Source organism: Aquimarina penaris (assembly GCF_040786285.1).
Classification (GTDB): Bacteria; Bacteroidota; Bacteroidia; order Flavobacteriales; family Flavobacteriaceae; genus Aquimarina.
Window position 1 is genome coordinate 79,354 of the sequence record NZ_JBFMKQ010000006.1, and the last position, 25,671, is coordinate 105,024.

Genomic DNA, 25,671 nt, shown 5'->3' on the forward strand with positions numbered 1-25,671 from the left:
ATGGATTTTATCCTCTTTAAAGTAGTTAATACAAACAGGAAATCTTATAAAATAAGCGTAATAAAAGATTGATAATAACCTTTTAATAGTTTATTATGTGAGTTCTATTTTAAAGTAAAAAATAAGATAGAAATTTAAACTAAATAGCAATGGCCAAAGAAGATTTAGAATGCTCTTTTTGTGGGAGAAAAAAGCCTGAGACTAATTTGCTGATAGCAGGATTAGATGCACATATATGTGATCGATGTATAGTTCAAGCTCATGGAATTGTAGTAGAAGAAGCAAAAGAAGATGAAACAGGTGAGTTAAGTAGCGAATTGATGCTGCGCAAACCTATGGCGATCAAGAAATTTTTGGATGAATATATCATTGGGCAAGAGTTTACCAAGAAAATAATGTCTGTCGCGGTATATAATCACTATAAAAGATTACTTCAACCTCAAACCGAAGATGATATTGAGATTCAGAAAAGTAATATCATTATGGTAGGTCAAACGGGTACTGGTAAGACATTGATGGCTAAAACCATTGCTAGAATGCTTAATGTACCTTTGGCTATTGTTGATGCCACTGTACTTACTGAAGCTGGATATGTAGGAGAAGATGTAGAGAGTATTTTAACCAGACTTCTGCAGGCAGCAGATTATAATCTCGAAAAAGCACAAAGAGGAATCGTTTTTATCGATGAGATCGATAAAATTGCCCGTAAAAGCGATAATCCTAGTATTACCAGAGATGTATCTGGAGAAGGTGTTCAACAGGCATTACTTAAACTATTGGAAGGGACTGTCGTTAATGTTCCGCCAAAAGGAGGTAGAAAACATCCAGATCAGAAATTTATTGAAGTAAACACCGAAAATATTCTCTTTATTGCGGGAGGAGCTTTTGATGGTATCGAAAAAATGATCCAGAAGCGTTTGAATATGCAGGCTGTTGGATATAGTGCTTCTAAAAGCGAGGACACTATAGAAAAGGATAACTTGCTTCAATACATAATCCCTAAAGATTTAAAAGACTTTGGGTTAATTCCTGAAATAATCGGAAGACTTCCGGTACTTTCTTATATGAACCCATTAGATCAAGAGACATTAAGATCTATATTAACAGCGCCCAAAAATGCAATAATAAAGCAATACAAGAAATTATTTGAAATGGATAGTATATCTTTTTCAATTACTGATGGTGCTTTAGATTATATCGTGGAGAAAGCTATGGAGTACAAACTTGGAGCAAGAGGATTAAGGTCACTTTGTGAAGCTATCTTAACAGATGCGATGTTTGAATTGCCTGAGAGTGAAGAGAGTGAGTTTAGAGTGACTAAAGATTATGCTGAGAAGAAATTGAATAAGTCTACCATCAAAAAACTTAAAGCTGTTTCTTAAGAAAGAATTTATAAAGTTTAAAAGACTACAATAAAAAAACACCGTTATAAAATTTTATAACGGTGTTTTTTGTTGGTTGATTAGTTGGATATTACATCATACTATTTAGAATATGATATTCGCTCTTTGTTATTAGTGATGATCTCTTCGGTACTTCTTAGGGCAAAACCCACATCCTCATTGTCTTTAATGTGTATATCAAAACCATTTTGCCTAATTAGAGCTTTATAAAAAGCTACTTTAGATATTTCTGCATAGCATATATCTTCTTCAAGTGAATTGTCACTTACGGGTGTAATACTATTTTTTATGGAAGTCTTATCGTTAGTCGTTTTAACAACTAATAACTTAGAGTCATTTTTAGTATTAGTAGTTTGGGTTTCTTGTGCATTAATATTGGTAGCTAACGTAAAAAAAACAAGAAGAAATATTATGATTTTCATATGTAAGGGGCTTTGATGAGTTTGTAACTATCTGGGATCAAATTTAATATGAAAAAAAGAAGACTAAAAATGATTTGGTAATTTTTAGATCAAACGCTTTTTTTGGGCGATGAAATACTAATTTTTTTGCCAAAAAGAAGAATTCTTACATAGTTTTTTTATGGTTAAACCGTAATTTTAACAATCAATAACTCACGATTTTACGAAAAAAAGTAGCGTTTTAGATCAAATTTATTTTAGTACTAAGAGGAACAAGTAACCTTATTAAGTACTAATAATTCTTCTACATACGTTCGTTTATTAGACAATCTCGGAATTTTATGTTGCCCCCCTAGTTTTCCATTCTTCTTTAACCAATCGTAAAACAAATTTGGTCTTGCCTCGCGCAGTTGAAGTATGTTAAGTGTTGTATTGTTATATCTTTTGGCTTCATAATCACTATTAACCTGCTGCAAGTTTTGATCGAGAATATGTGTAAATTCTGTTAAGTTTTTTGGTGGCTTTTTAAATTCGACAATCCACTCATGAGCACCTTTTTCTTTTCCCTTCATAAAAATAGGGGCAACCGTATAATCAACGATTTCAGAATTAGTTTGCCTTGTGGTATTTTTCAAGGCTTCTTCAGCATTTTCAATGATTAACTCTTCTCCAAATACATTGATATGATGTTTTGTTCTTCCGGATACTTTAATCCTATAAGGGCTGATCGATGTAAAACGTACTGTGTCTCCTATCATATACCTCCATAATCCTGCATTAGTAGTGATGACCACAGCATAATTTTTTCCTATCTCTACTTGACTTAAAGGAATTACCTTTTCAAAAGTGGTTCCGTAAGTATCCATGGGAATGAACTCATAAAATATCCCATAATCAAGCATTAATAATAATTCTGAAGAATCATTATGATCCTGAATAGCAAAGAATCCTTCTGAAGCATTATAGATTTCGTAATACTTAAAAGTATTCTTAGGTAGAATTTTACTGTATTGATCTCTGTATGGTTCAAAACTTACGCCGCCATGAAAATATACCTCGAGATTATCCCAGATTTCAAAGAGATTTTCTTTTCCGGTAGTTTCTAGTACTTGATTAAGTAAAACGAGCATCCAGGAAGGAACACCCGCTAAGCTTGTTACATTTTCCTGGATAGTTTCATTAACAATGGCTTTCATTTTAAATTCCCAATCACTCATTAATGATACTTCACTGCTGGGAGTAGAGCTAAAATCGGCCCAAAATGGCATATTGTCAATAATAATGGCAGATAAATCTCCAAAAGATGTTCCATTTTCTTTATACAATTCCTTACTTCCACCTAATCGAAGACTTTTACCAGTAAAAAGTTTAGAACCTTCGTTATTATTAAGATACATGCACAAAAGATCTTTTCCTGCAGCAAAATGGCAATCTTCTAACGACTCTTGACTTACGGGTATAAATTTGCTTTTTGCACTAGTAGTACCACTCGATTTAGCAAACCATTTAATGGGAGTAGGCCAAAAAATATTGTTTTCGCCATGACGGCTTCTCTCAATCATCGATTCATAATCCTCATAAGTTCTAATAGGTACACGTTCTGAAAATGTTTCATAGTTGCGTATAGAAGCAAAATCATACTTTTTTCCTAATTCTGTGTTTTTTGCTGTTTCCAATAGTACATTTAGTAATTCAAGCTGAACTTCATTAGGGTACTTAAGAAAAAGCTCCATTTGATGAAACCGCTTTTTTAGGAACCAGCTGGCAATAGAATTAACTAATGGGATTGGCATTTTTTGACGTATATTTAGGTATAAATAGTTTTTAACTTACTATTTTTGGTTGTTATCAACTAAAATAATAAAAATATTTACATTCTTCTCGCAAGGTCAATTTATAACAAAACTTTATGCAATATCAAGGAGTGCTTACCAAAATGCAGACAGAGATTGGAGATCCGATTCAGTATTACCTGATTTTTGAAACTGATTTTATTCATGTAAACCAGTTATTAAATAAAAAAGTAAGTATAAAATTTGTAGGGTATCAATGTCTTGCTTGTGGTAAGAACAAAAAGATATATAGGCAAGGGTATTGTTATGATGATTTTTATAATCAACCTCAAGTAGGGGATTGGGTAATGCGCCCAGAGTTAAGCACGGCTCATTTGGGAGTTGAAGATAGGGATCTCGAATTCGAAAAAAAAGCACAATTACAGCCGCATATTGTGTATTTGGCAAATTCTAGTAATGTTAAAGTAGGGGTTACCCGAAAATCACAAGTGCCTACACGTTGGATTGATCAAGGTGCACATGAGGCAATTGAAATTGTTGAGGTTCCTAATCGATATTTAGCCGGGATCACCGAAGTAGCGCTAAAAGAACATGTTGCCGATAAAACCAATTGGCGTACAATGCTTAAAAATGAAGTGGTCGATGAAGACTTAATAGCTTATAAAAATAGACTCAAAGATTTTATTCCAGAAGAAGTAAAGGAATATTTTATCGAAAACGGAAAGGAAACCGAGCTTAAGTTCCCAGTGGTAAAATACCCTGATAAATTAAAAAGCCTTAATCTTGAAAAGACACCAGAGTTTTCTGGAACCTTGAAAGGTGTTAAGGGGCAGTATCTTATTTTTGAAGATAATACAGTTTTTAATGTGCGTAACAATGAAGGGTATGTAGTTGATTTGACAATCTCTTAGCTAAGTTGCTTTTGTAATGTTGTTAACTCCTCTTTAGCAAACGTTTCACATTTTTCTAAAGTATCCTGGATATCTTCAATGGTAGTTCGAGGGTTTATAAGACACATTCTAAGTACTATTTGACCCTGTAATACTGTAGTGACCAAAAGCGCTTCTCTTGATGCGATTATTTTATTAGAAATATTTTGATTTATACAATCCAACTCTTCTTCGGTTAAATCAAAACCTATAGGGTGGTATCTAAAATTAATTATTGCTAGTGTAGCAGGAGATGTGATTTCCCAATTACTGCTTTTTCTTAGGATAGTTTCAGCTTGTTCGGCAAGATCTATGGTATATTGGATGGCTTTTTTAAAACTATCTAAACCAAATGTTTTTAAAGACATATAAAACTTCAATGCACGAAAACGACGGGTTAATTGAATCCCATGATCATAAAAATTGATTTCAGATTCATTCCCTTCGATATCTCTAAGGTATTCTGGTTTTTCTGTAAAAGTACCACTTAACCAATTGTGATCTTTTACTAATAAACAGCCTATTTCATAGGGTTGAAAAAACCATTTATGAGGATCTACAGTTAACGAATCTGCTTTTTCAATACCTTTTAAAAGCAGATCTCCCTTGTTTGCAAGAATTGCTGCTCCACCATAAGCTCCATCTACGTGCATCCATAAGTTTTCGTTTTTACAAATGGTTGCAATTTGATCAAGAGGATCCACTGTGCCTGTATTTGTGGTTCCTGCAGAGGCAATAATGCAAAAAGGTTGTAATCCTTCTAGTCGATCTTTGGCAATAGCATTTTTTAGCTTATTTAATGATATTTTAAATTCTATGTCTGTTGGGATGATGCGAATTTGCTCTTTTTTAAAGCCAATCACCTTAATTGCTTTTATGTTTGAAGAATGAGCTTGATCAGATAAGTAAATAATAGCCTTAGAAAAATCATCTTTGCATTTTATTCTTCTTGCAGTGACTAAAGCAGTAAGATTAGCCATTGAGCCACCACTTGTAAATATACCACCTCCTTTTTTTGTTGGAAATCCGAAAATTTTAAGTAACCAATTCATGGTTACTATTTCTAATTCTGCAGCAGCGGGAGATGCAGCCCAACCACCAGAAAATATATTAAAACCAGTAGCTAAAGTATCGGCCATAACACTTACATAGTTACTTGGGCCTGGGACAAAAGAATATGATTTTGGATGCGATACTATATTGCTGTTGGGAATAACATGGTCCATAACAAAATCCAATACTTCGTTTGCAGGAGTTGGCTGATCGGGAATAGCTTCTGTTAGTAACAAATCCATTTCCTCTCTGGTGGCAATAGTAACAGGCTTTTTCGAATTTTGAGTTTCAAAATGATCTACAATGTGGTCAATGATTTTATATCCATATTGTCGCATCTCTTCTTTTGATAGCCTTAATTTAGGGTTTACAGCATCTTTGGTCATTGGTATATAGCTTTATTGAAATAACCTACAAATATAAAAACTATCTAAAGATATATACTTGTATATTTAAGTGAAAAAACAGTATTTTACTACTATTAAACAATATTATTCGATAATAATCTTAATACTTTGGAAAACGGAAATAACCAGTAAGGCGGATCCTATAATTCTATGAAGTTTTGCTTTAGAATCTCCTTGTTTTTGAGCCATTTTATTACCCCATTTACCATAAAAGTAAAGTGTTCCTATTTTTCCCAGGTAAATTCCTAAAAAGAAAAGTAACAGAGATGATATTGGGTTTTGAGTAGTAAGTTTGAGAATATGTTTGTTGGTAAGAGAAATTGCTAAGATCCAATATACGATTACTGGTGGATTTAATAAGGCTAAGGAAAAACCAGTAAGAAATTTAGAGTTGAATAGTTTAGGCTTACGTCGTTTACTACTGGGAGTAGTTTTACTTGCCAAATACATGAAATATAAACCGATTAAAAAGAACGCTACTATAAAACTAATTTGTATCCATTGATTGTGAAGAAAAAACTCCGATAATTCCATACTACAATGCAATGCAAAAAGAGCTAATAATACTTCACCAATTCCAGCTGCCAAAGCAATATAAGAAGCATTTTTAATATTTTCTTTTATAGAGGTGTTAATAACAGCTAGGTTAACCGCGCCAAGAGGTATTGCGCCTACTATGGCTATAAGTGTACCTATTAAAAGATATAGTAGTATCATGATGGGTTAGTAGCTTTTACTTTGGGAATCTTACAAATCGCACAGGTGAGTTGTTTAAAAAATATGGAAGCGGTTATATATAACCGCTTCCAACCCTAAGTAAATATGATAATTTAAACACATTACAATTTATTTATTCTTTTTTTTAGAAATTTCCATTAACTCCTATTCTCATTTTTTTGATGATTTCTTCAAAATATAGTATAGTCCCTATGATTTTCTCTGTGTCGGCATACGCAACCAATTCTTCTATAGCTTCTTTGGTGGTCTCAAAATTTTTCTCGGTACTTTCTGTATTATTTTTTAAAATTTTAAGATGACGAGAATCTTCTTTTATACCTATATCTTCTAACCTTACACCAGGTTCATTGGTAAGAGATAAGAACGGAAGTACAGTCATGATTTCTTCTACCCGATCTTGATATAACTTTATAAGCTCTCCTTTCTTACGAGTTTCAAGGTCGCTAATCGTGTGAAATTTATTGATCTGTTTTTTTTGAGTGAAAAATATAGCTTCGTTAACTTTTTGAGAAAAAACAGAGTTCACTAATAAAAAGAAAACAAAGCCCATTAATAATCTAATCATAGTATTTTAATAATTATATTCAAACTGGTTTGACATCATGAAATTAAAATAAACTTCATTTATTATTGCATAACCATATAAGTGTTTAATGATTGTTTTAATTGAAACTTCGGAACAACATGACTTAATGGATTGCTAAACAATTCATTTACCTCTATAAAAGTTTTAGTAAACCTGTTATATTTAAGAATATTAAGTGATTCTTTTTCGATAGATTGATTTACAACTTTTACACCTTCACCATGGATATTAAAGAAACTATTATCCATCATAAAAGCTTTCTGTATTTTTGGAAGAGAAACATAAGATTTATCAAACTTCACAACATCTGAAAAGCCAGATATTTTAGAATTATGAATATATGTCATTGCAAGATTAGATGTTGAAATCGCAGACGTAGTGTGTTGATAATTCGTTTTATCTGATAAATTAACAAGAGTAGCATTAGATATAGTAACATCGGTAACTGAACTGAGATTAGTATATCCCATGTTTTTGTCATAACCATCTACTACAATGGCATAAGAACCTATTGAGTTGGTAATGTATGGGTGGCGAATAGCAATGATGCTATTTAAATTTCCCTTAAATCCTTCAGAAACCTTGAAGTCATTTCCTTGAGCTTTTAGTGATACAAGGTTTCGGATATTGTTTTTTCCACCATGAATATTATAAGAGTCTTGACCAGTATGACTTACCATTATATTATCTACAATAGAAGACGTGCCTAAACCGTATAGAGATAAACCATTAGATCCTTCCTTTCTTTTACTTGTGTTTCCAGAAAACTCTATTCTAACGTATCTTAGAATTGTTGTTTCTTCAGTGTGCAGATTACCTCCATATACCGAGAATTGAGGTTTGAAATTTCCTTTTATGATCCCATTACCAGACACACTATTGATTTTTCCAGACCCAGCTATTACTATTCCGCCCCAGTCTCCACTATTTCTTGATTTTGCAGCTTTGTTAGAGGTAAATACAATAGGGTAAGCCTCAGATCCGGCGGCAACTAATTTTGCACCTTTGGTAACAATAAGGTTTGCCGGGTTTTGATGATCGCATCTAATTATGGTTCCTTCTTGTATCGTTAAAGATGCACCATTAATAACATATACATCACCAGACATTAAATAAACAATATCGTTTGTTAGGTATGTATTGTTTGCGATAATATTGGGTAATTTTTCTTCGGCTGCCGGGTAATCCGTTTTATTCGGAGCAAAGTTGGTCCAGCCTCTTGTCCATTTGTTGTCGTTTTCGTTAAAATCTTGTGCAATTGTAATAAAAGAAGAAAATAGTAATATAAAAGCTGTAACTAAAGAACATCTTTTTGTCATGATAGGTTATTTTTGGGGTTAAAATTTTGGAAGAAATTTCTTTCTGCCAATTTCAGGAACACTAAGTTAGAAGAGTTTTAAATAAATTGGTTACGTGTTTACCGTAAACTTTGTACGTTAATCGGTATTTTAACTAGAATTATCACATTTTTATTAGTATTATTCTTACAATTTTAACATTTATTTTATTGAAAACCAGTATTTTAACTAATGTTCAATAATAGAGTTAAAATATTGAACAATACTTATGTTTTAGGCTAATTTTTGAATAAAAACGGGGTTTTTTCCCTAATTTTTGGTGTTTTTTATTCATTTTTTCCTGAATTATTTTCTTCAAAATAGCTTAGAAAACGATTGTTTTGAAATATAACTATATAGAATTTAGCGATAAAGATGGTTTTTTTAAAGTAAAACTTTATGTAAAAACAAGGATATCTAACGTGTTAGACATTATAAAATTCACATAAAAAAAATCAGCTTCTTAATGAAGCTGATTTAGTAGTACAAACTATAGTATATTTCTTTGGTTTAATTACCTGTCTTTGTAGTGTCTTTCTTTTTTTTCTTTCCAAGAAAACCACCTAGAATATTTTTGGCCGTGTTTTTTAAAGTTTCTTCTGTGTTGTTTTGTGAGTCATCTTTGTTAGAATCGGTTTCTTTTTTAGATCCACCTAATAGATCAGTTAACGCTTTTTGACCTTTATCCACCAATTGATTTTTGGCTTTTTCCTTTTGTTTGTTTATTAACTGTTGTGTGAGCTCTTTTACTGCCTGCCCGGTATTTAGATTAATTTTTGGGTTTGTGAAATTTCCTGAAATTCCAATAGGAAGTGCAACAGTCATATTGTTTGCTTCTTCTTCGTTGAGTTGAGACATTAGGCTACCTACTTCATCACCCAGATATTTTGCGGGCAGGTCTAAAGAAACATTATAATTCATGCTTCGATCAAAACTATGGCTACCTCCGGCAGTAATTTTTATGCCTTCAACATCAAACTCAAAGGGCTTTACGTTAATTTTTCCGTCATCAAAACTAAGGTTTGTTTTAATGTCTTTAAGATTTAGTTTATCCATCTCCACAAAACTAAGTTGACTATTTAGTTTTGATAAAAGAGGTGTTTTAGTAGTTGACACCTGAGCATTAAGAATTTCTGCAAGTGCCTTCCCTTTTAAAGAGGTGAGTACAGGAGTTAGATCATCATTCAGTTTACCGTTAAGACTCATTTGTGTTGTAAGGTTACCAGCGAGTGCTCTTGCAATTGGTGCTAAACCTTTTAATAATTCGAGGTTGTTAAATGATTGTACAATATCAATTTTGCTTAGATCTAATGCCATGGCAAAGGTAGGAACCTCGGATTTGGTAGATACATTACCATTTATAGCCATGCCTCCGTTAAAGATATTAGAAGTTACATTTTCTAAATAGGCTGTCTCATCCTTTATTTTTACTGTTCCCTTTGCATTTTGTAGTTCTAAATTATCATATAGTACCTTTTTAGTATCAAAATTAAGTGTAGCATCTAAAAAAGAAGGAATTTTCATGCTCTCCTCTTCTGTAGTATTGACGTCTTTAGTTTTTTCTCCCCCTTCTTCGGGTTCATTAATCATAAAATCACTTACTGCAAAAACATTGGAGTTGACATCAAAATTTCCTTTTAGATCTTGTTTTGCAAATAGAAATCCCATAAGGTTATCAATAGTACCGGTCGCGGCAAGATCAGATTTACCTGTTGTTGCTTGCATTTGATCCAAAGAAATGGTTTGAGGATTAAAACTAATATTAGCCTTCTCGATTTTTATCTCATTGGGCATGTCAGTAGAAGCATAAGTGAATTCGGAAATACTGGCGGTACCCGAACTTTTTACATTTTGATATTGCTCTTTTTCTAAAGATTGCATATCAAAATGAGTCTTAATATCTGCATTTACAATACCATTTAATTTTTCTTCAAGTTCTAAAGGATATGCCTGATTTAGATTGGCTAGGTTTAAAGTTCCTTTTAAAGCCATGTCTACAATCATATTTTTGGTAAGGTTTTTTAAACTACCGTTTGCGGCAAAAGAATCCTGATCAATCTTAAAGGTAAGATTGCCGATTTTAATATAGGTATCATCAACAAGACCGGTTTCATTCTTAATTTGCGTGTCTATATTAATGTTTTTAATTCCTTTGGGTAAATCTGGATATTTAAAGGCTGCATTATGTGATACAATATTTATATCCATTTTAGGGATATAGGTATCGTCTGATTTTCCTTTAATACTACCATTAATTGAAAAGTCCCCACTGGTTTGTACGCCATCTAGATTCTTAGCATAGGTTTCTGGGATAACGGCAAGAAAGTTTTTAAAATCTGAGGTCGGCGTTTTAAAACTCAGGTCTATATCGGTATATTTTTCTTGTAATTGAACAAAACCTGTAAACTCTAATGGTAATCTATTGATCAAAGCTTTATTTTCTTTAAAAGAATAGCGTTGATTTTCGAGGTCTAATTCTATCTGAGCGTCTAGCTCTATTTTATTTTTGTTTAAATATTTAGTGTTATCAAGGCTAAAAGAGGCTTCAGAATTAGTTTGTGTGTCTAAAATAACCTTTTTGCCAGACACAGATCCATCACCGCTATGGTTTAGATGTGACATTTCTAAGAATGTTTTACTTACATCATCTTTAAATACAATATTACTATCATTAATTTCATAATGTTCCAGGGCAAAAGTAAAAGAACTATCTTCTCCTTCGGGAGCAGGCTCAGGAGCTTCGTCATTTTTTCGGGCAATATCAACGTTCGAGTTTCCCAAAGAGTCAGTCTTGATGGCGATATTGGCCTTGTCGATTATTATTTTTTGTACACTTATCGCTTCAGAGGCATCTTTGAATAATTCGTTAATAGACATATCGAGTGCTATTCTTTTAGAATAAGCTAATGTATCCCCTTCAAAGGGAGCGTAATTAAGTATAGAAAGTTCATCAATTATTACTGAAGCTTTAGGGAAGCTTCGTATAAGACTTATGTCTATATCGGCAAAATCAACCTTGGCATTAACATGTTCGTTCACTAAATAGCGTACTTTATCCTGGATGGTTCCTTTAAATAAAAAGGGAATAGAAACGATTCCGATAATAAATAATAGTAGGACAATAGCTAGGATTTTGAGGGCTTTTTTCATGAGCGTAAGGCTTTGGTGTAAAATAAAGGTTTACAAAGATATTATGTAACTTTTTAAGTTAACTATTTGTTAGATTTTAAATTTCTAAGGCGAGTTCTCCTCCTTGTTTTAGTCTAAACTTTCTTCTTAAGATGTATACTCCCAGGTATAAAATTGGTGTGTCTAATGCGGCTACAAGCACTTTAAACAAGAATCCATTAACCAATAATACGCCAAAACGATCCCAATGTATGATCCCGGTAGAGCAAAGCAATAAAAGAACGGTTAACGTGTCTATAAATTGCGAAGAGAATGTAGAAAAATTATTACGTAGCCATAAGTGCTTTCCTTTGGTAACACGTTTCCAGAAGTGAAAAATCTGAATATCGATATATTGTGCAAAAAGATAAGCTATCATCGATGCAAAAACGGCTATGGCTGTAGCTCCAAAAACTTTACTAAATATGTCGTCATTTATTGGAGACCATGAGGTTGCAGGTACTGCCGCAGATGCAGAGACTATAATTAACGAAAAAAATGAAGCAAAAATACCAGCGGTAACAATCTGGTTGGCTTTTCTTTTTCCAAATACTTCGCTAATAATATCTGTAATTAAAAAAGTAATTGGATATGGCAGAATACCCACTGAAATTTCAAAAGTATATACTCCAAAAAAATCCCAATAAAAGAATTTTTGAAAAATAAGGTTGGATGCCACTAATGATGAAATAAATAATGCGCCAAGGATTAGATAAATTCTATAAGCAGATTTTTTGTCTTTTAAACTAAGGGTGGATTCGTTCAAAATAGATGTCATTAATAATAGTTCACGCAAAAATAAGGTGATGTGATTTTGTTTTGCTTAATTTGCTCTTAAAAATAAGGAGTTCTGACCAGATTATAAATTTCTAACCTTGAAAACATCTCATCATATACATATTTCGTTAGGCAGTAACATGGGTGATCGCCTTGACTTTATTCAAAAAGCGGTCAATCATATATACCAAATTATTGGAGATGTAGTTCTAATTTCTAAAGTATACCAAACTCCGGCTTGGGGTTTTGATAGTAATGATTTTTATAATGCTTGTATTGCCATTCGAACTTTTTATTCGACAGCAGAAGTTTTAGATAAACTTTTAGAAATCGAAAATACACTAGGTAGAAATCGTAATAAAGGAGAAGGGTATGAAGCCAGAACTATTGACTTGGATGTTATTTTCTCTTCGGAAGGACAGATAGAAACAAAAAAACTAATTGTTCCGCATCCGGCAATCCAGGATCGAAAGTTTGTTTTAGAACCGTTGTCTGATATTGCTTCAGAGATAATACATCCTAAGCTAAAGCAAACTGTAGCGCAATTATTAGAAAATACTTCAGATACATCACAAATAACTCAACTTGAGGAGAGTATTGTAAATCCTAAAGAAAGGTATAGTTTATCAAAGTTTGAATATCTTACTATTGAAGGTAATATTGGAGCAGGAAAAACGAGTTTAGCAAAACTGATCTCCAAAGAGTTTAACGCTAAATTAATTTTAGAACGTTTTGCCGATAATCCTTTTTTGCCCAAGTTTTATGAAGATATGGAGCGCTATGCTTTTCCGTTAGAGATGTCTTTTTTGGCGGATCGGTACCAGCGATTGCAAGATGATATTGCTCAGTTTGATTTGTTCAAGGATTTTGTGGTAAGTGATTATGATGTGTTTAAATCTTTGATTTTTGCCAAAGTTACATTGCAAGAAGAAGAGTATAGGTTGTATAAAAAGGTATTTGATTTGATGTATATAAACCTTCCAAAACCGGGGATGTATATTTATTTATATCAAAATACAGAACGTCTTTTAGAAAATATCAAAAAAAGGGGGCGCGAGTATGAGCAAAAAATCCCTGCCGAATATCTTAATAAAATCAACAAAGGATATCTTCAATATATAAAATCACAAACAGAGTTGAATGTCAAAATTATTGATGTGTCTGATCGGGATTTTATAGCAAACCGAGCCGATTATATTTGGATTTTGGAAGAGGTTGGTTAGGAGTTAGGAGTTTGCAGGTATTTGAACATAGGCAACTGACTACTGCAAACTACCTACTGAATACTGTCTACTAACTCCCTATAAACTATTAGAATTTAGTTTACAAAACAAATCCCAAACTACAACCCCGGCACTAACCGAAATATTTAGAGAGTGTTTGCTTCCAAACTGTGGTATTTCTATTACACTATCACTTTCTGAAACGACCTCTTGTTGTACGCCTTTAACTTCGTTTCCAAAAATGATGGCATAGGTTTGATTAGTTTCTGGGGTAAAATCATTAAGCATCACCGCATTTTCTGCTTGCTCGATAGAAAGAATTTTTACATCCTTAGACTGTAGATCTCGTACTAATGAAAGTGTATCCTTTGTATGTTCCCAGCTTACCGTATCGGTAGCGCCAAGCGCAGTTTTTTGAATATCCTTGTGTGGTGGGGTAGCGGTAATACCACATAGGTATATTTTTTCAATCAAAAATGCATCTGCCGTTCTAAAAACAGAACCAATATTATTTAAACTTCGAATATTGTCTAAAATAATAATTAGCCGTGTCTTTTCTGAAGCCTTGAATTCTTCGATAGTTTTGCGATCAAGTTCGCTGTTTTTGAGTTTCCTGTTTTTTTCCATCGTTGCAAAAATATCATTTATTGTCATTCCGGCGTAGGCCGGAATCTATATTTCATAACATCTACACTAAATAATTTCTGTTTTTACATGTTTTGCAAATTGTAAGAGTATTGTAAATGGTATAAACAGGAAAGAACACATTGTAAATGGATCCCAGCCTACGCTGGAATGACAAAAAATTCATTCTGCAAGGGGCTATACTGCCCACTGAGTACTGCCTACTTCATACTACTTACTGAATACTACTTGCTGAATACTACTTACTGAATACTACCCTCTAACTACTACCTCCAAAATACTAACTACTCATGATTGTGAATAAAATTGAATAACTCCCGGTTGTGATATTTCAAAAAAAATAGAAGAATGGCTACTTTAGCCTGATTGATAAATTTTTAGGCTTAATGGCAGCAAAAACCGCTAAGAAAGTAACCCCGTTGATGAAACAATATAATGCAATTAAGGCGAAATATCCTGATGCATTGTTGTTGTTTAGAGTAGGAGATTTTTATGAGACTTTTGGTGAAGATGCCATTAAAGCAGCTGCAATCCTTAATATTGTTCAGACTAAAAGAGGTAATGGTAGCGATCAAGAAACAGCACTAGCTGGTTTTCCTCATCATTCTTTAAATACCTATTTGCCAAAATTGGTTAAAGCGGGTGAGCGTGTAGCTATCTGTGATCAACTCGAAGATCCTAAGCAAACTAAGACCATCGTAAAGAGAGGTGTAACAGAGTTAGTAACTCCAGGGGTAGCCCTAAATGATGAGGTCTTGCAGAGTAAAACCAATAACTTCTTATGTGCAGTGCATTATGGGAAAAAGGAATTAGGAATAGCTTTTTTAGATGTATCTACAGGTGAGTTTTTAACAGCGCAAGGTGATGTAGCACATATGGATAAATTGATGCAGAATTTTGGCCCTAGCGAAATACTCATCACAAAACCTAAAAAACAAGCTTTTTATCAAGATTTTGGGCAGGATCATCATACTTTCTTTCTTGAGGATTGGGTATTTAAAACCGATTATGCCAACGAAACATTAAACAACCATTTCAAAACCTCTTCTTTAAAAGGGTTTGGGGTAGATCATTTGCATGAAGGTATTATTGCCGCGGGAGTGATTCTTCATTATTTAAATGAAACACAACACCATAAATTACAGCATATAACTGCGATCCAGCGTATTGCCGAGGATCAATATATTTGGATGGATCGATTTACGATTCGTAACCTGGAACTATATCAAGCCAATGCTGCAAATGCAGTTACCTTATTGGATGTTATTGATAAAACGATCTCGCCAATGGGTGGTCGCACACTAAAACGTTGGTTGGCTTTGCCACTTAAAAATATTGCTGCGATACAGAAACGTCAAGAAGTGGTTCAGTACTTTCAGGATAATGCAACATTGCATCAAAAGATCCAGCATCAAATTAAGCAAATAGGGGATATTGAACGTCTAATTTCTAAAGTGGCTACGGGTAAGGTGAGTCCTCGAGAAGTGATTCAGCTTAAAAATTCACTAGAGGCTATTGTTCCTATTAAATCACAAGCATCAACAAGTGAGAATGAAGCTTTAAAAGTTATCGGTGATACACTTAATGATTGTGAGTTGCTTCGTAATAAAATCAAAGAAACGCTTAACGAAGAAGCACCTGTAAATATATTAAAAGGAAATACCATAGCCGATGGATATTTAGATGAATTAGATGAATTGCGGTCTATTGCTTTCTCTGGAAAAGATTATTTGGATAAAATGCTGGAGCGAGAGACCGAAGCTACGGGGATTACCTCATTAAAGATTGCCTCAAATAACGTATTTGGGTATTATATCGAGGTTAGAAATACGCATAAAGATAAGGTGCCAGATACTTGGATACGCAAACAAACCTTGGTGAGTGCAGAGCGATATATTACAGAAGAATTAAAAGAATATGAAGCAAAAATCCTTGGTGCAGAAGAAAAGATTCTAACATTAGAACAGCAGTTGTTTAATGATCTGGTAGTATGGATGAGTGATTACATCAAGCCTGTGCAATTAAACGCCTCATTAATTGGTCAGTTAGATTGCTTAGGTTCTTTTGCCCAATTGGCTCAAGAAAATCAATATGTACGACCATTGATCGACGAATCTCATGATTTAGAAATTAAAAATGGTCGTCATCCTGTTATCGAAAAACAATTACCACCTGGTGAGCAGTATATTGCTAATGATGTATTGTTAGATCGTGATCATCAGCAAATGATTATGATCACAGGGCCTAATATGAGTGGTAAATCGGCGATATTAAGACAAACGGCTTTAATTGTTTTGTTAGCTCAAATGGGATGTTTTGTTCCTGCCGAAGAAGCTAAGATCGGAGTAGTGGATAAAATATTTACCCGGGTAGGAGCTAGTGATAACATTTCTATGGGCGAATCTACCTTTATGGTAGAGATGAATGAAACGGCTAGTATTCTTAATAACATATCCGATCGAAGCTTGGTGTTGTTAGATGAAATTGGCCGTGGTACAAGTACGTATGATGGGATTTCGATTGCCTGGGCGATTAGCGAGTTTTTGCACGAACATCCTGGAAAGCCTAAGACGTTATTTGCCACGCACTATCACGAATTAAATGAGATGTGCGAAACCTTTGAAAGAATCAAAAACTATAATGTTTCGGTCAAAGAGCTTAAGGATACCGTGTTATTCTTACGTAAGCTTGTTCCTGGTGGTAGTGAGCATAGTTTTGGTATTCATGTAGCTAAAATGGCAGGGATGCCGCAACAAGTATTACACAGGGCTAATAAGATGCTTAAAAAGCTTGAAAAATCGCATAGTAGTGAAGAACTTACCGATAAAATTAAAGGAGTACAGGAAGAAGATGAGCTGCAATTAAGTTTCTTTAATTTAGACGATCCATTGCTTGAACAAATCAAGGAAGAAATCCTTCATATCGATATTGATACGCTAACTCCTGTAGAGGCATTAATGAAGCTTAATGAGATTAAACGCATGTTAACCAGGAAGAAAGCCTCAAAGGTTTAGTGAAACTCTATTTTGAAAACCTGTTTTTACAGGGAGTTAAAAATAGTAAGTTGAACAAATCCCGTTTGTATAACGGGATCTGTCTTAAATTTTTTATTAATGTTATGATTTCAATTTAGAACATATTCTAAGGCTTTTTTTGATCCAAGAGATAATTTTTTAGTCTTAGTTTTTTGAAATTCTGTTAATTAGAATAAATTTTTATTCTTTTTTTAAAAAAGACTTTGGTATTACTAGAAATGTTTTAAATTTGCATCCGCAATCAGAGGGTTGCGAAGTTCTTAAATAAACTGCGAAAGTAGCTCAGGGGTAGAGCATCACCTTGCCAAGGTGAGGGTCGCGGGTTCAAATCCCGTCTTTCGCTCTGAGACAATATATACCATGCTGAAGTGGTGGAATTGGTAGACACGTTGGACTTAAAATCCAATGGCCATTAGGCCGTGCGGGTTCAAGTCCCGCCTTCAGTACAAAATCCTCTTGATTTATCAAGAGGATTTTTTGTTTTTAAGATTGTTCTTTTTTTGATTTTCACTACTCTTGTTTTCTTACGGTTTCAACAAATTGAAATGAACAACTTTTGAATTGAAGTTGTTTATACTTACTGTTTTAGTATAAATTATAAAAAATTATTAATTAGCTTTCCGACTTCTTTAAAGATATTTCATAGCAAGTCATTTCTCTATTTGATATCGTTCATGTGCTCTCTGCAATTTATTACCAATCCTTTTTCTAAGTTTTTCCGGTTTAAGGACTTCAATCGAATCTCCAAAGCCCAAAATCATACGCTCCAATTCAAAATTGATCTGAACAAGAATATTAAAAATAACACCGTTCTCGTCTTCCTTTATAATTCGTTGCGAACTATGAAAAGGCTTTGTAATTACATAGGGGGCATTTTGTTTATCTACCCAAAATTGAATGCGCTGAGCCCTAGAATTGGCTACTGTTACGCCGATAATATCCTTGTAATATTTATCTCCATCAAATTTCTCATTCAAATAAGGAATAGAGGTATCAAAATCAATGTCGATAATCCTATCTAACGCTAAATTTACAATGGGTTTCCTGGTTGAAGACTTGCCAACCAAAAACCAACGATTATTAAATTCTTTAAGAATAAATGGATGAAAAATAATTTCAGAAGCTTGTTGCGCTTTGAAAGATTGATATTTTATTTTTAAAACAATCTTCTTTAGAATGGCTTGGTATAAAATATCCAGATGCTCTAATCCTTTTAATTTTTCGTTTTTATCTAGATGAATTACAGAGGCCTGTTGTGTTTTTTCAGTATATACTTTATCTTCTAATCGTTGAATAATGCCAACAAGTTCAGAGAATAATGAAAAGTCTTTGAATTGTTTAAGCATTTCCACAGTTTCTGATAACACATTCATGTCATTTTCAGTTAATGGGATATCTGTAATAGAATAGTCCTTATCTGCATATCGATAATACTTCTTGTCATACACCTCAATAGGTGCATTATACCCCAATTTATCACTACGCATCATTTGAATATCCAACTGTATAGTTCGTTTACTTACATTGATATCTCTACCCTCATATTCATATAAGGCGTCAGAACAAGCTTCTATCAGATCATCTAATGTCCAGTTACGATTGTTGTTTTGTAGACACTTATCTAAGGTTTTATAACGTATCAAGGCATTTTTATTCTGTGCCATAATTAAATATTTGCGGAAAAATAGAGATTATTTATTTCTGCGCAAAATGATTGCGTACTTATATAGAACATTTGTGCCAGAATTAAAAATATAAACATTGGTTTGTAATTGCTCCGTTGAACGGGGAGTCGGCGGAGCTTCAAAAAAAGAGAAATGAAATTAAAGGAGAGTTTTTCAGCAGATATTTATTTAGAACTAAATAAAGAGTTCTGGCAAGATTTGGAGACACATTGTGTTTCAGAATGTTGTGGAATTGATGCTTTTGATTTTTCGAAAGAAGAAATAGAAAAGACTATACCATTTTATAATAAAAAAGAAATCATTGATAACTTGGATTTTCTGTTAGAGGAGATTGAATTATCTGAGTATAGATATGTTTCTAGTAGTATATTCAATGAATATTCGAAGAAGAAAATGTTTGTGGAACGTATTAAAAGAATTAAAGAAAATATTTTGACATGAAGATAATCACAGGTAAAACATTAATCGAGTTGGGTTTCAGATCCGGAAAATGGTTTCCGGAAGCCATCGAGCATATCAATACAAATAAGTTAAAAGGGGATGCTATGCATGCATATTTGGAGCAATTCAAATCTCCACCAATTGTAGATTTGCATACTGAAGCGGCTTCATTTGCTATCAATATAAAAGCAGAAAATGAGTTAGAAGAAACCAATGTAAATTCGGTGGTAGAATCGATGAATACATTGATGAAAACACCAACACTAGTTAATGGAGCAGTAATGCCGGACGCTTGTCCAACCGGACCAAATGGAACCATTCCTGTTGGAGGAGTAGCAGTTGCTAAAAATGCTATTCATCCAGGGATGCATAGTGCCGATATCTGTTGCTCTGTGATGCTTACCGATTTTGGTAAGATGGATCCTAAAAAAGTACTAGATGCCGCGCATCAAAATACTCATTTTGGACCTGGAGGAAGAGATCGAAACACTCAATATAGATTTCCAGATGAGTTATTAAAAGATTTTGAAGGAAATTATATGCTGAATAATGAAAAGATGATTCAGGCAGCAAGATCTCATTTAGGAACTCAAGGGGATGGGAATCACTTCTTATTCATTGGTCAATCAAGAAAGACAGGAAATACGATGATGATTACTCACCACGGATCTAGAGGACCTGGAGCGAATTTGTATACCAAAGGGATGAAAATTGCAGAACGTTTCAGAAAAGAATTGTCACCAGAAACGCTGAAACAAAATGCTTGGATACCTTTTGATACAGAAGAAGGGCAAAATTATTGGGAAGCATTACAAATTATAAGAAAGTGGACAAAAACAAATCATGAAGTGCTTCATAATGCTACATTACAAGCTCTAAACATAGACGGATGGGATCGTTACTGGAATGAACATAACTTCGTTTTTAAAGATGAAGATCTGTTCTACCATGCTAAAGGCGCGACGCCATTGGATGCTAAGTTCATGCCCGATATTACAGGGCCAAGATTGATTCCTCTAAACATGTCTGAACCTGTGTTAATTGTAAATGGTGAAACCACAACTACTAATCTTGGTTTTGCACCACATGGAGCAGGGCGTAATGTGAGCAGGACACAACATAGAAGGAGTAAAGAAGGTAGAACCAATGAAGAAGTATTTCAGGAAGAAACACAAGGTTTGGATATTCGTTTCTTTTCTAATGAAATTGACGTTACTGAACTACCAAGTGCCTATAAAAATGCGGAAACCGTTAGAAATCAAATGGATGAATTTGGGTTGGGTAATGTGATTGACGAAGTACTTCCATACGGATGTATCATGGCTGGTGATTGGCAAAAGAATGCGCCTTGGAGACGAAGTAAAAAGATAAGAAAGAAATGAAAGAATTAGAACTAAATATATTCAAAGTACTTATAGGCCTAATAACTGTAAACGAATTTGAAAGTATAATTTATCAGGAGTTTTATGTTGAAAAGATGGAATCCAATGATTTCATTACTGATGTTATTACAATTAATTATAGAGATAAAAATTGGAAGAATAAACTAGAAAATTTGATATATGATGTATGGGACGAAAGTAAGTATTTGACTTATGTAATAAGGAAATATTGCACGCAAATTATTGAAAACGAGGATCCAGAAAATGTATTTAGTATCGTGAATGATTTAGCACAGTTAAATACTGAATATAGCTATGAATATGATACTTTGATGCAGTTTTTTCTTTTTCATAATGAACTGGATTTAATCACTATTAGATGTAATAATCTTTCCATGAAAGAGCTGCTAATTCAAATAAAAGCCTATTCAAAATTATACATTAATGCTTATGATTCGAATGAAGGTTATAATACATTATTGAATCTAAGATATGATAAAATTGAAGCAGTTAATCAAAAAGAAAAGTCAAATACGTCTGATTCGATCAAAAAGGTTAGTGAAAACAAAAAATGGTTTCAATTTTGGAAATAAATTTGGAGGGAATAAGATAATTATATCATATTTGCACCATAATTACGAACCAAAAAAAAGTTTTAAGCCTATGTTGCTATATTTTTTACATAAAAAGGACGCTGAAAAGCTGTTTTCAAATCAAAAATATAGGTAGTAAAACTATAATAAGATATAAAAAGCAAGAGCGTCCATGAAATTGGACGCTTTTTTTATGATTTTTTTTGAGAAAACTACTGATATAAAATCAAATGGCATTTGAAAGATAAGTTTCAGAACTACAGTTGATTAGAAAAATAGTCAATATCCGTTGAAAAACGGACAGGGATTATTTTGCGTTATTTTAATTTAAATCACTAATAATCAATATATTAAATCGATATTTTATTTGTGTAATTTAAAAATAGATTTCATATTTGCATCGCAATAAAACAAAATGTCACACTGAGCTTGTCGAAGTGTTGCAAACAATAATAGTATAATCTTTAAAAACCGAAGTACAATGACTTTTACAAAGCTACTTACTACGACTCCAAAAGGACAAGGTCTTTTTTTGAGTAAGCTTCGGGACTTCACAGATAAATAAGTTTTCTTATATATTCAACCAAGTCCGAAGCCCAAAAGTTTCGGATTTTTTGCTTTCCACTTTGTCACACTGATGTGTTAGACTGAGCTTGTCGAAATCTCAATAAAACTTCCCGAAACAAACTATACAGTTTACGTCAGTAATGAATACTCATTATTGATTAATGTTACAACCTATAATAATGGGAAAGAAACTAAGCGGAAAAGACTTAATCAAATTAGGCTTTCCAAAAAACAATAGTATTAATGTGACTTTGGGTCAGATTAATCGATATCATAAACGAGTAAAGAAAGAACAAATATTAACAGAAGCCAAAAAGGTATTACTCAACCCTGAAAACTATCAAGGTGATGGGGTTTGGGGAAAGATTGCCGAGAGTTTACTAAATCCTGTTGAAGTAAAAAGACATGCTTTAAAAACCACTCGAGCTCCATTTCAAATATATGGTGAAAATGAAATTGATGAGCAGGCTAAATATCAATTGTTTGATGCCTTAAAATTACCAGTGGCAGTTGCTGGGGCTTTGATGCCTGATGCACATACCGGATACGGTTTACCAATCGGTGGAGTGCTGGCAACAAAAAATACAGTGATTCCATATGGTGTAGGAGTGGATATAGGCTGTAGAATGTGTTTAACGATTTATCCCATAGCTATCTCTTATCTCAAAGGAAAAAAGCATCAGCTGGAGAATATACTATCCGAACATACGAAATTTGGCATGTATGAAACTCACAAAGTAAAGCACAATCATGAGATCTTTGAACGAGATGAATTTAAAACCATTCCGTTAGTAAAAAGGTTAAAAGACAAAGCTTATAAACAATTAGGCACTTCTGGAGGAGGTAATCACTTTGTAGAGTTTGGAGTGGTTTCGATTTCAGAAAGTACTAATGAATGGGGATTACCGATTGGAGAATATCTGGGAGTGTTATCACATAGCGGATCCAGAGGGTTAGGCGCTAATATAGCAAAACATTATACCTATTTGGCTACCAAACAATGTCCGTTACCAAAGCATGTGCAACAATTGGCTTGGTTGGATTTGAATACGCACGATGGTCATGAATATTGGTTGGCAATGAATCTTGCTGGTGATTATGCAAAAGTATGCCATGATGATATTCATGCTCGAATAGCAAAACTATTGGGTTCGAAACCAATTGCAAAAATCGAAAACCATCACAACTTTGCCTGGAAACAAGAAGTCAATGGAGAAGAGTGTATTGTACACAGAAAAGGAGCGACGCCTGCCGCCAAAGGAGAATTAGGAATCATACCAGGATCTATGACTGCGCCTGGTTTTATTGTGAGAGGATTAGGAAATGAAGAAAGTTTACAATCTGCATCACATGGTGCCGGTCGCTTACACTCTCGAAGAAAGTGTAAAGAGAAATTCACCAAAAGTGAAATCAAAAAGCAATTAAAAGCACATGATGTTACACTTATAGGAGGAGGAATCGATGAAGCACCTATGGCGTACAAAGATATTAATAAAGTGATGGCAAATCAACAGGAATTGGTGGAAGTATTAGGAACATTTACACCCAAAATTGTTCGTATGGACAAGTAAAAAAAGAGTAACAAAATGAATCAAAAAATTATACAAATAACAGCGGGTAGAGGCCCGGCAGAATGCTGCTGGGTTGTAGCCCAGGTTCTTAAATATTTTTTAGTGGAAGCACAACAAGCTGGATTTTCATACAGTATTATTCAAAGAATAAAAGGTTCTGAAAATGGGACTGTTCAATCTGTTACAGTTCAACTTGAAGGAAAAGAAGTAAAGACATTCTTAAGTTCTTGGATAGGAACCTTACAATGGATTGGAACATCCACTTTTCGCAAATATCATAAGCGAAAAAATTGGTTTATAGGTATTTATGAGCTAGATCCGATACATCTAAAGCAGATTTCAGAAAAGGATATTACTTTTCAAACGATGCGAAGTACAGGTCCTGGTGGTCAGAATGTAAATAAAGTAAATTCTGCTGTAAGAGCGGTACATCAACCGACAGGAACAAGTGTCGTAGCTATGGATAGTCGTTCTCAGCATCAAAATAAAAAGATGGCCATCGAGCGATTAAAAGAAAAAATGCTAGAAGTGCAGTTAGATAAACTTAAGCGATCATTAACTGATCAATGGGAGAATCATTTGAGTGTGCAACGAGGTAATCCAATAAGAATATTTAAAGGAACCGATTTCAAAAAAGAAAAGAAGCAAAAAACCTTTAAAAACAAGCGAAATCAATTAAAACAGGATTTACGCAACAAATTAAACGAATAAAAATGAGCAATTTATTAGATAAATATTTATTTCAGGCATTAGATGCCTATCCATATAATTTGGAAGAGGCCGTAGAGTCTTTGAACTATGCGCTGTCATATGACGAAAATAATGCTATTGCCTTAGGTTTAATGGGACAGATTTATGCCGAACAACTTAAAAATTTTGAGGTGGCAAAAGAATATTTTCAACAAGCCCTGGCACAAGACATGCACGCTGTGGATGTGTATCCTAAGTACATCAATGTTTTGTTATGGAATGAGGATTATGATGAAGCAGAAAAGTTAATCGACTTTGCATTAACCCTAAAAGGAACTGATAAAGCAGAGTTATATCTCAAGAAAGCCATTCTTTTTGAGCATAAAAAGAATTATAAAAAAGCACTGAAGTGTTTGAAATTAGCAAAAGAGAATGCATATAACAATCATTTTATTAATGATTTAAAGGAAGAAAAATCCAGGATTAAAGGTAAAATGCCAGAGAAAAAAAAATCCAGGAATAATACTTCTAAAAAATCGGAAAAGAAATAATGTATACAAACAAAAAAATGAAAACAACAAATACAATTATAATTATAGATCTTGAAGCTACTTGCTGGAATGGATCTGTTCCGCAAGGGCAAATAAGTGAAATCATAGAGATAGGTATCTGTCTTTTGGATACTCAAACTGGGACTATTTCTAAAAATCATGGTATACTTGTAAAGCCTGAAAAATCAGAAGTAAGTCCTTTCTGTACAGAGCTGACAACTATTACCCAAGAGATGTTAGATGAAGAAGGTATTTCTTTTGAAGCAGCTTGTGAAATGCTTCGAATACAATACAACAGTACAGAATATACTTGGGCAAGTTATGGTCAATATGACTTGAATATGATGAAGAAACAATGTTTAGATATAGGGGTGGATTACCCTTTATCACAAAATCATATTAACGTGAAAGTACTTTTCTCTAAAGTCAAAGGCTTAAGACGAAGAGTTGGAATGAAAGGAGCATTAGGGATTTTAGAAATTCCATTAGAAGGAACCCATCATAGGGGAGTAGATGATGCCAGGAATATTGCTAAAATTCTGGATTGGTGTTTGAAAAAATAGTAATAAAAACTGAGTCGTCCTAAAATAAGTTGACAGTTTTAAAATAATTTATATTAAACCAGAGAAGCTAGCTTCTCTGGTTTTTTTGTTATGTACAAAATTAGGTGTTTTCATATTAAGATTTAAGTGTGGT

At 33.5% G+C, this 25,671-nt stretch carries 21 protein-coding genes and 2 tRNA genes; 13 read left to right on the forward strand and 10 right to left on the reverse strand.

Annotated elements, in window-relative coordinates; translation table 11 throughout:
• The first annotated feature begins 149 nt into the window (after window positions 1-149).
• Entirely contained in the window at window positions 150-1,382 is a 1,233-nt protein-coding gene (clpX, locus tag ABW637_RS21420; RefSeq protein ID WP_367586784.1) for an ATP-dependent Clp protease ATP-binding subunit ClpX, read from the forward strand.
• Window positions 1,383-1,483: 101 nt separating this feature from the next.
• On the opposite strand, the gene ABW637_RS21425 is transcribed toward clpX, so the two are convergent.
• The gene (locus tag ABW637_RS21425; protein WP_367586785.1) at window positions 1,484-1,825 is read right to left on the reverse strand and encodes a hypothetical protein; all 342 of its coding nucleotides are present in this window, start codon (window positions 1,823-1,825) and stop codon (window positions 1,484-1,486) included.
• 242 nt (window positions 1,826-2,067) lie between these two features.
• Window positions 2,068-3,597, reverse strand: a complete 1,530-nt coding sequence (locus ABW637_RS21430) for a GH3 auxin-responsive promoter family protein (protein ID WP_367586786.1) — start codon at window positions 3,595-3,597, stop codon at window positions 2,068-2,070.
• Window positions 3,598-3,713: 116 nt separating this feature from the next.
• Between ABW637_RS21430 and ABW637_RS21435 the strand changes: the two genes are divergently transcribed.
• Complete coding sequence (locus tag ABW637_RS21435) at window positions 3,714-4,508, forward strand: DUF2797 domain-containing protein (RefSeq protein WP_367586787.1); 795 nt, start codon at window positions 3,714-3,716, stop codon at window positions 4,506-4,508.
• Here the strand turns inward: ABW637_RS21435 and ABW637_RS21440 are convergent.
• The 6 genes from ABW637_RS21440 to ABW637_RS21465 all read right to left on the reverse strand — a co-directional run bounded on the left by ABW637_RS21440 (window position 4,505) and on the right by ABW637_RS21465 (window position 12,593).
• Window positions 4,505-5,965, reverse strand: coding sequence for a pyridoxal phosphate-dependent decarboxylase family protein (locus ABW637_RS21440; RefSeq protein ID WP_367586788.1), 1,461 nt, complete (start codon window positions 5,963-5,965; stop codon window positions 4,505-4,507). The two genes, ABW637_RS21435 and ABW637_RS21440, sit on opposite strands and share 4 nt — an antisense overlap.
• Window positions 5,966-6,070: 105 nt before the next feature.
• A complete protein-coding gene (locus tag ABW637_RS21445; RefSeq protein ID WP_367586789.1) occupies window positions 6,071-6,703 on the reverse strand; it encodes a LysE family transporter in 633 nt (210 codons plus the stop codon).
• Window positions 6,704-6,848: 145 nt separating this feature from the next.
• A complete protein-coding gene (locus ABW637_RS21450; protein WP_367586790.1) occupies window positions 6,849-7,289 on the reverse strand; it encodes a hypothetical protein in 441 nt (146 codons plus the stop codon).
• Window positions 7,290-7,351: 62 nt separating this feature from the next.
• Window positions 7,352-8,629: a beta-helix domain-containing protein gene (locus ABW637_RS21455; RefSeq protein ID WP_367586791.1), complete on the reverse strand. Its 1,278-nt coding sequence runs from the start codon at window positions 8,627-8,629 to the stop codon at window positions 7,352-7,354.
• 528 nt (window positions 8,630-9,157) lie between these two features.
• Window positions 9,158-11,797: an AsmA family protein gene (locus ABW637_RS21460; RefSeq protein ID WP_367586792.1), complete on the reverse strand. Its 2,640-nt coding sequence runs from the start codon at window positions 11,795-11,797 to the stop codon at window positions 9,158-9,160.
• 76 nt (window positions 11,798-11,873) lie between these two features.
• Window positions 11,874-12,593 carry a queuosine precursor transporter gene (locus ABW637_RS21465; RefSeq protein WP_367586793.1) on the reverse strand — a complete coding sequence of 240 codons (720 nt, stop codon included), beginning with the start codon at window positions 12,591-12,593 and terminating at the stop codon, window positions 11,874-11,876.
• Window positions 12,594-12,690: 97 nt separating this feature from the next.
• On the opposite strand from ABW637_RS21465, the gene folK reads away from it, so the two are divergent.
• The gene (gene folK, locus ABW637_RS21470) at window positions 12,691-13,815 is read left to right on the forward strand and encodes a 2-amino-4-hydroxy-6-hydroxymethyldihydropteridine diphosphokinase (protein WP_367586794.1); all 1,125 of its coding nucleotides are present in this window, start codon (window positions 12,691-12,693) and stop codon (window positions 13,813-13,815) included.
• Between the two features lie 78 nt (window positions 13,816-13,893).
• Here folK and ABW637_RS21475 read toward each other — a convergent pair whose 3' ends face one another.
• Window positions 13,894-14,442, reverse strand: a complete 549-nt coding sequence (locus tag ABW637_RS21475) for an RNA methyltransferase (protein WP_367586805.1) — start codon at window positions 14,440-14,442, stop codon at window positions 13,894-13,896.
• Between the two features lie 404 nt (window positions 14,443-14,846).
• On the opposite strand from ABW637_RS21475, the gene mutS reads away from it, so the two are divergent.
• From mutS to ABW637_RS21490, 3 genes are all read left to right on the forward strand, one after another.
• Entirely contained in the window at window positions 14,847-17,474 is a 2,628-nt protein-coding gene (gene mutS / locus ABW637_RS21480) for a DNA mismatch repair protein MutS (protein WP_367586795.1), read from the forward strand.
• 292 nt (window positions 17,475-17,766) lie between these two features.
• A tRNA-Gly gene (locus ABW637_RS21485) sits at window positions 17,767-17,838 on the forward strand.
• Window positions 17,839-17,857: 19 nt separating this feature from the next.
• Window positions 17,858-17,941 (forward strand) — tRNA-Leu (locus ABW637_RS21490).
• Between the two features lie 204 nt (window positions 17,942-18,145).
• Here ABW637_RS21490 and ABW637_RS21495 read toward each other — a convergent pair.
• The gene (locus ABW637_RS21495; protein ID WP_367586796.1) at window positions 18,146-19,159 is read right to left on the reverse strand and encodes a helix-turn-helix transcriptional regulator; all 1,014 of its coding nucleotides are present in this window, start codon (window positions 19,157-19,159) and stop codon (window positions 18,146-18,148) included.
• A 153-nt stretch (window positions 19,160-19,312) separates the two neighbouring features.
• On the opposite strand from ABW637_RS21495, the gene ABW637_RS21500 reads away from it, so the two are divergent.
• From ABW637_RS21500 to ABW637_RS21530, 7 genes are all read left to right on the forward strand, one after another.
• A complete protein-coding gene (locus ABW637_RS21500) occupies window positions 19,313-19,621 on the forward strand; it encodes a DUF6331 family protein (RefSeq protein WP_367586797.1) in 309 nt (102 codons plus the stop codon).
• Complete coding sequence (locus ABW637_RS21505) at window positions 19,618-21,003, forward strand: RtcB family protein (protein WP_367586798.1); 1,386 nt, start codon at window positions 19,618-19,620, stop codon at window positions 21,001-21,003. Before ABW637_RS21500 ends, ABW637_RS21505 begins: the two co-directional genes overlap by 4 nt.
• Complete coding sequence (locus ABW637_RS21510; RefSeq protein WP_367586799.1) at window positions 21,000-21,596, forward strand: hypothetical protein; 597 nt, start codon at window positions 21,000-21,002, stop codon at window positions 21,594-21,596. Before ABW637_RS21505 ends, ABW637_RS21510 begins: the two co-directional genes overlap by 4 nt.
• Before the next feature lie 746 nt (window positions 21,597-22,342).
• Window positions 22,343-23,734, forward strand: coding sequence for an RtcB family protein (locus ABW637_RS21515; RefSeq protein WP_367586800.1), 1,392 nt, complete (start codon window positions 22,343-22,345; stop codon window positions 23,732-23,734).
• Window positions 23,735-23,749: 15 nt separating this feature from the next.
• Window positions 23,750-24,445 carry a peptide chain release factor H gene (gene prfH / locus ABW637_RS21520; RefSeq protein WP_367586801.1) on the forward strand — a complete coding sequence of 232 codons (696 nt, stop codon included), beginning with the start codon at window positions 23,750-23,752 and terminating at the stop codon, window positions 24,443-24,445.
• A gap of 2 nt (window positions 24,446-24,447) precedes the next feature.
• Entirely contained in the window at window positions 24,448-24,975 is a 528-nt protein-coding gene (locus ABW637_RS21525; protein WP_367586802.1) for a tetratricopeptide repeat protein, read from the forward strand.
• A 17-nt stretch (window positions 24,976-24,992) separates the two neighbouring features.
• Complete coding sequence (locus ABW637_RS21530; protein ID WP_367586803.1) at window positions 24,993-25,538, forward strand: 3'-5' exonuclease; 546 nt, start codon at window positions 24,993-24,995, stop codon at window positions 25,536-25,538.
• Window positions 25,539-25,671 lie beyond the last annotated feature (133 nt).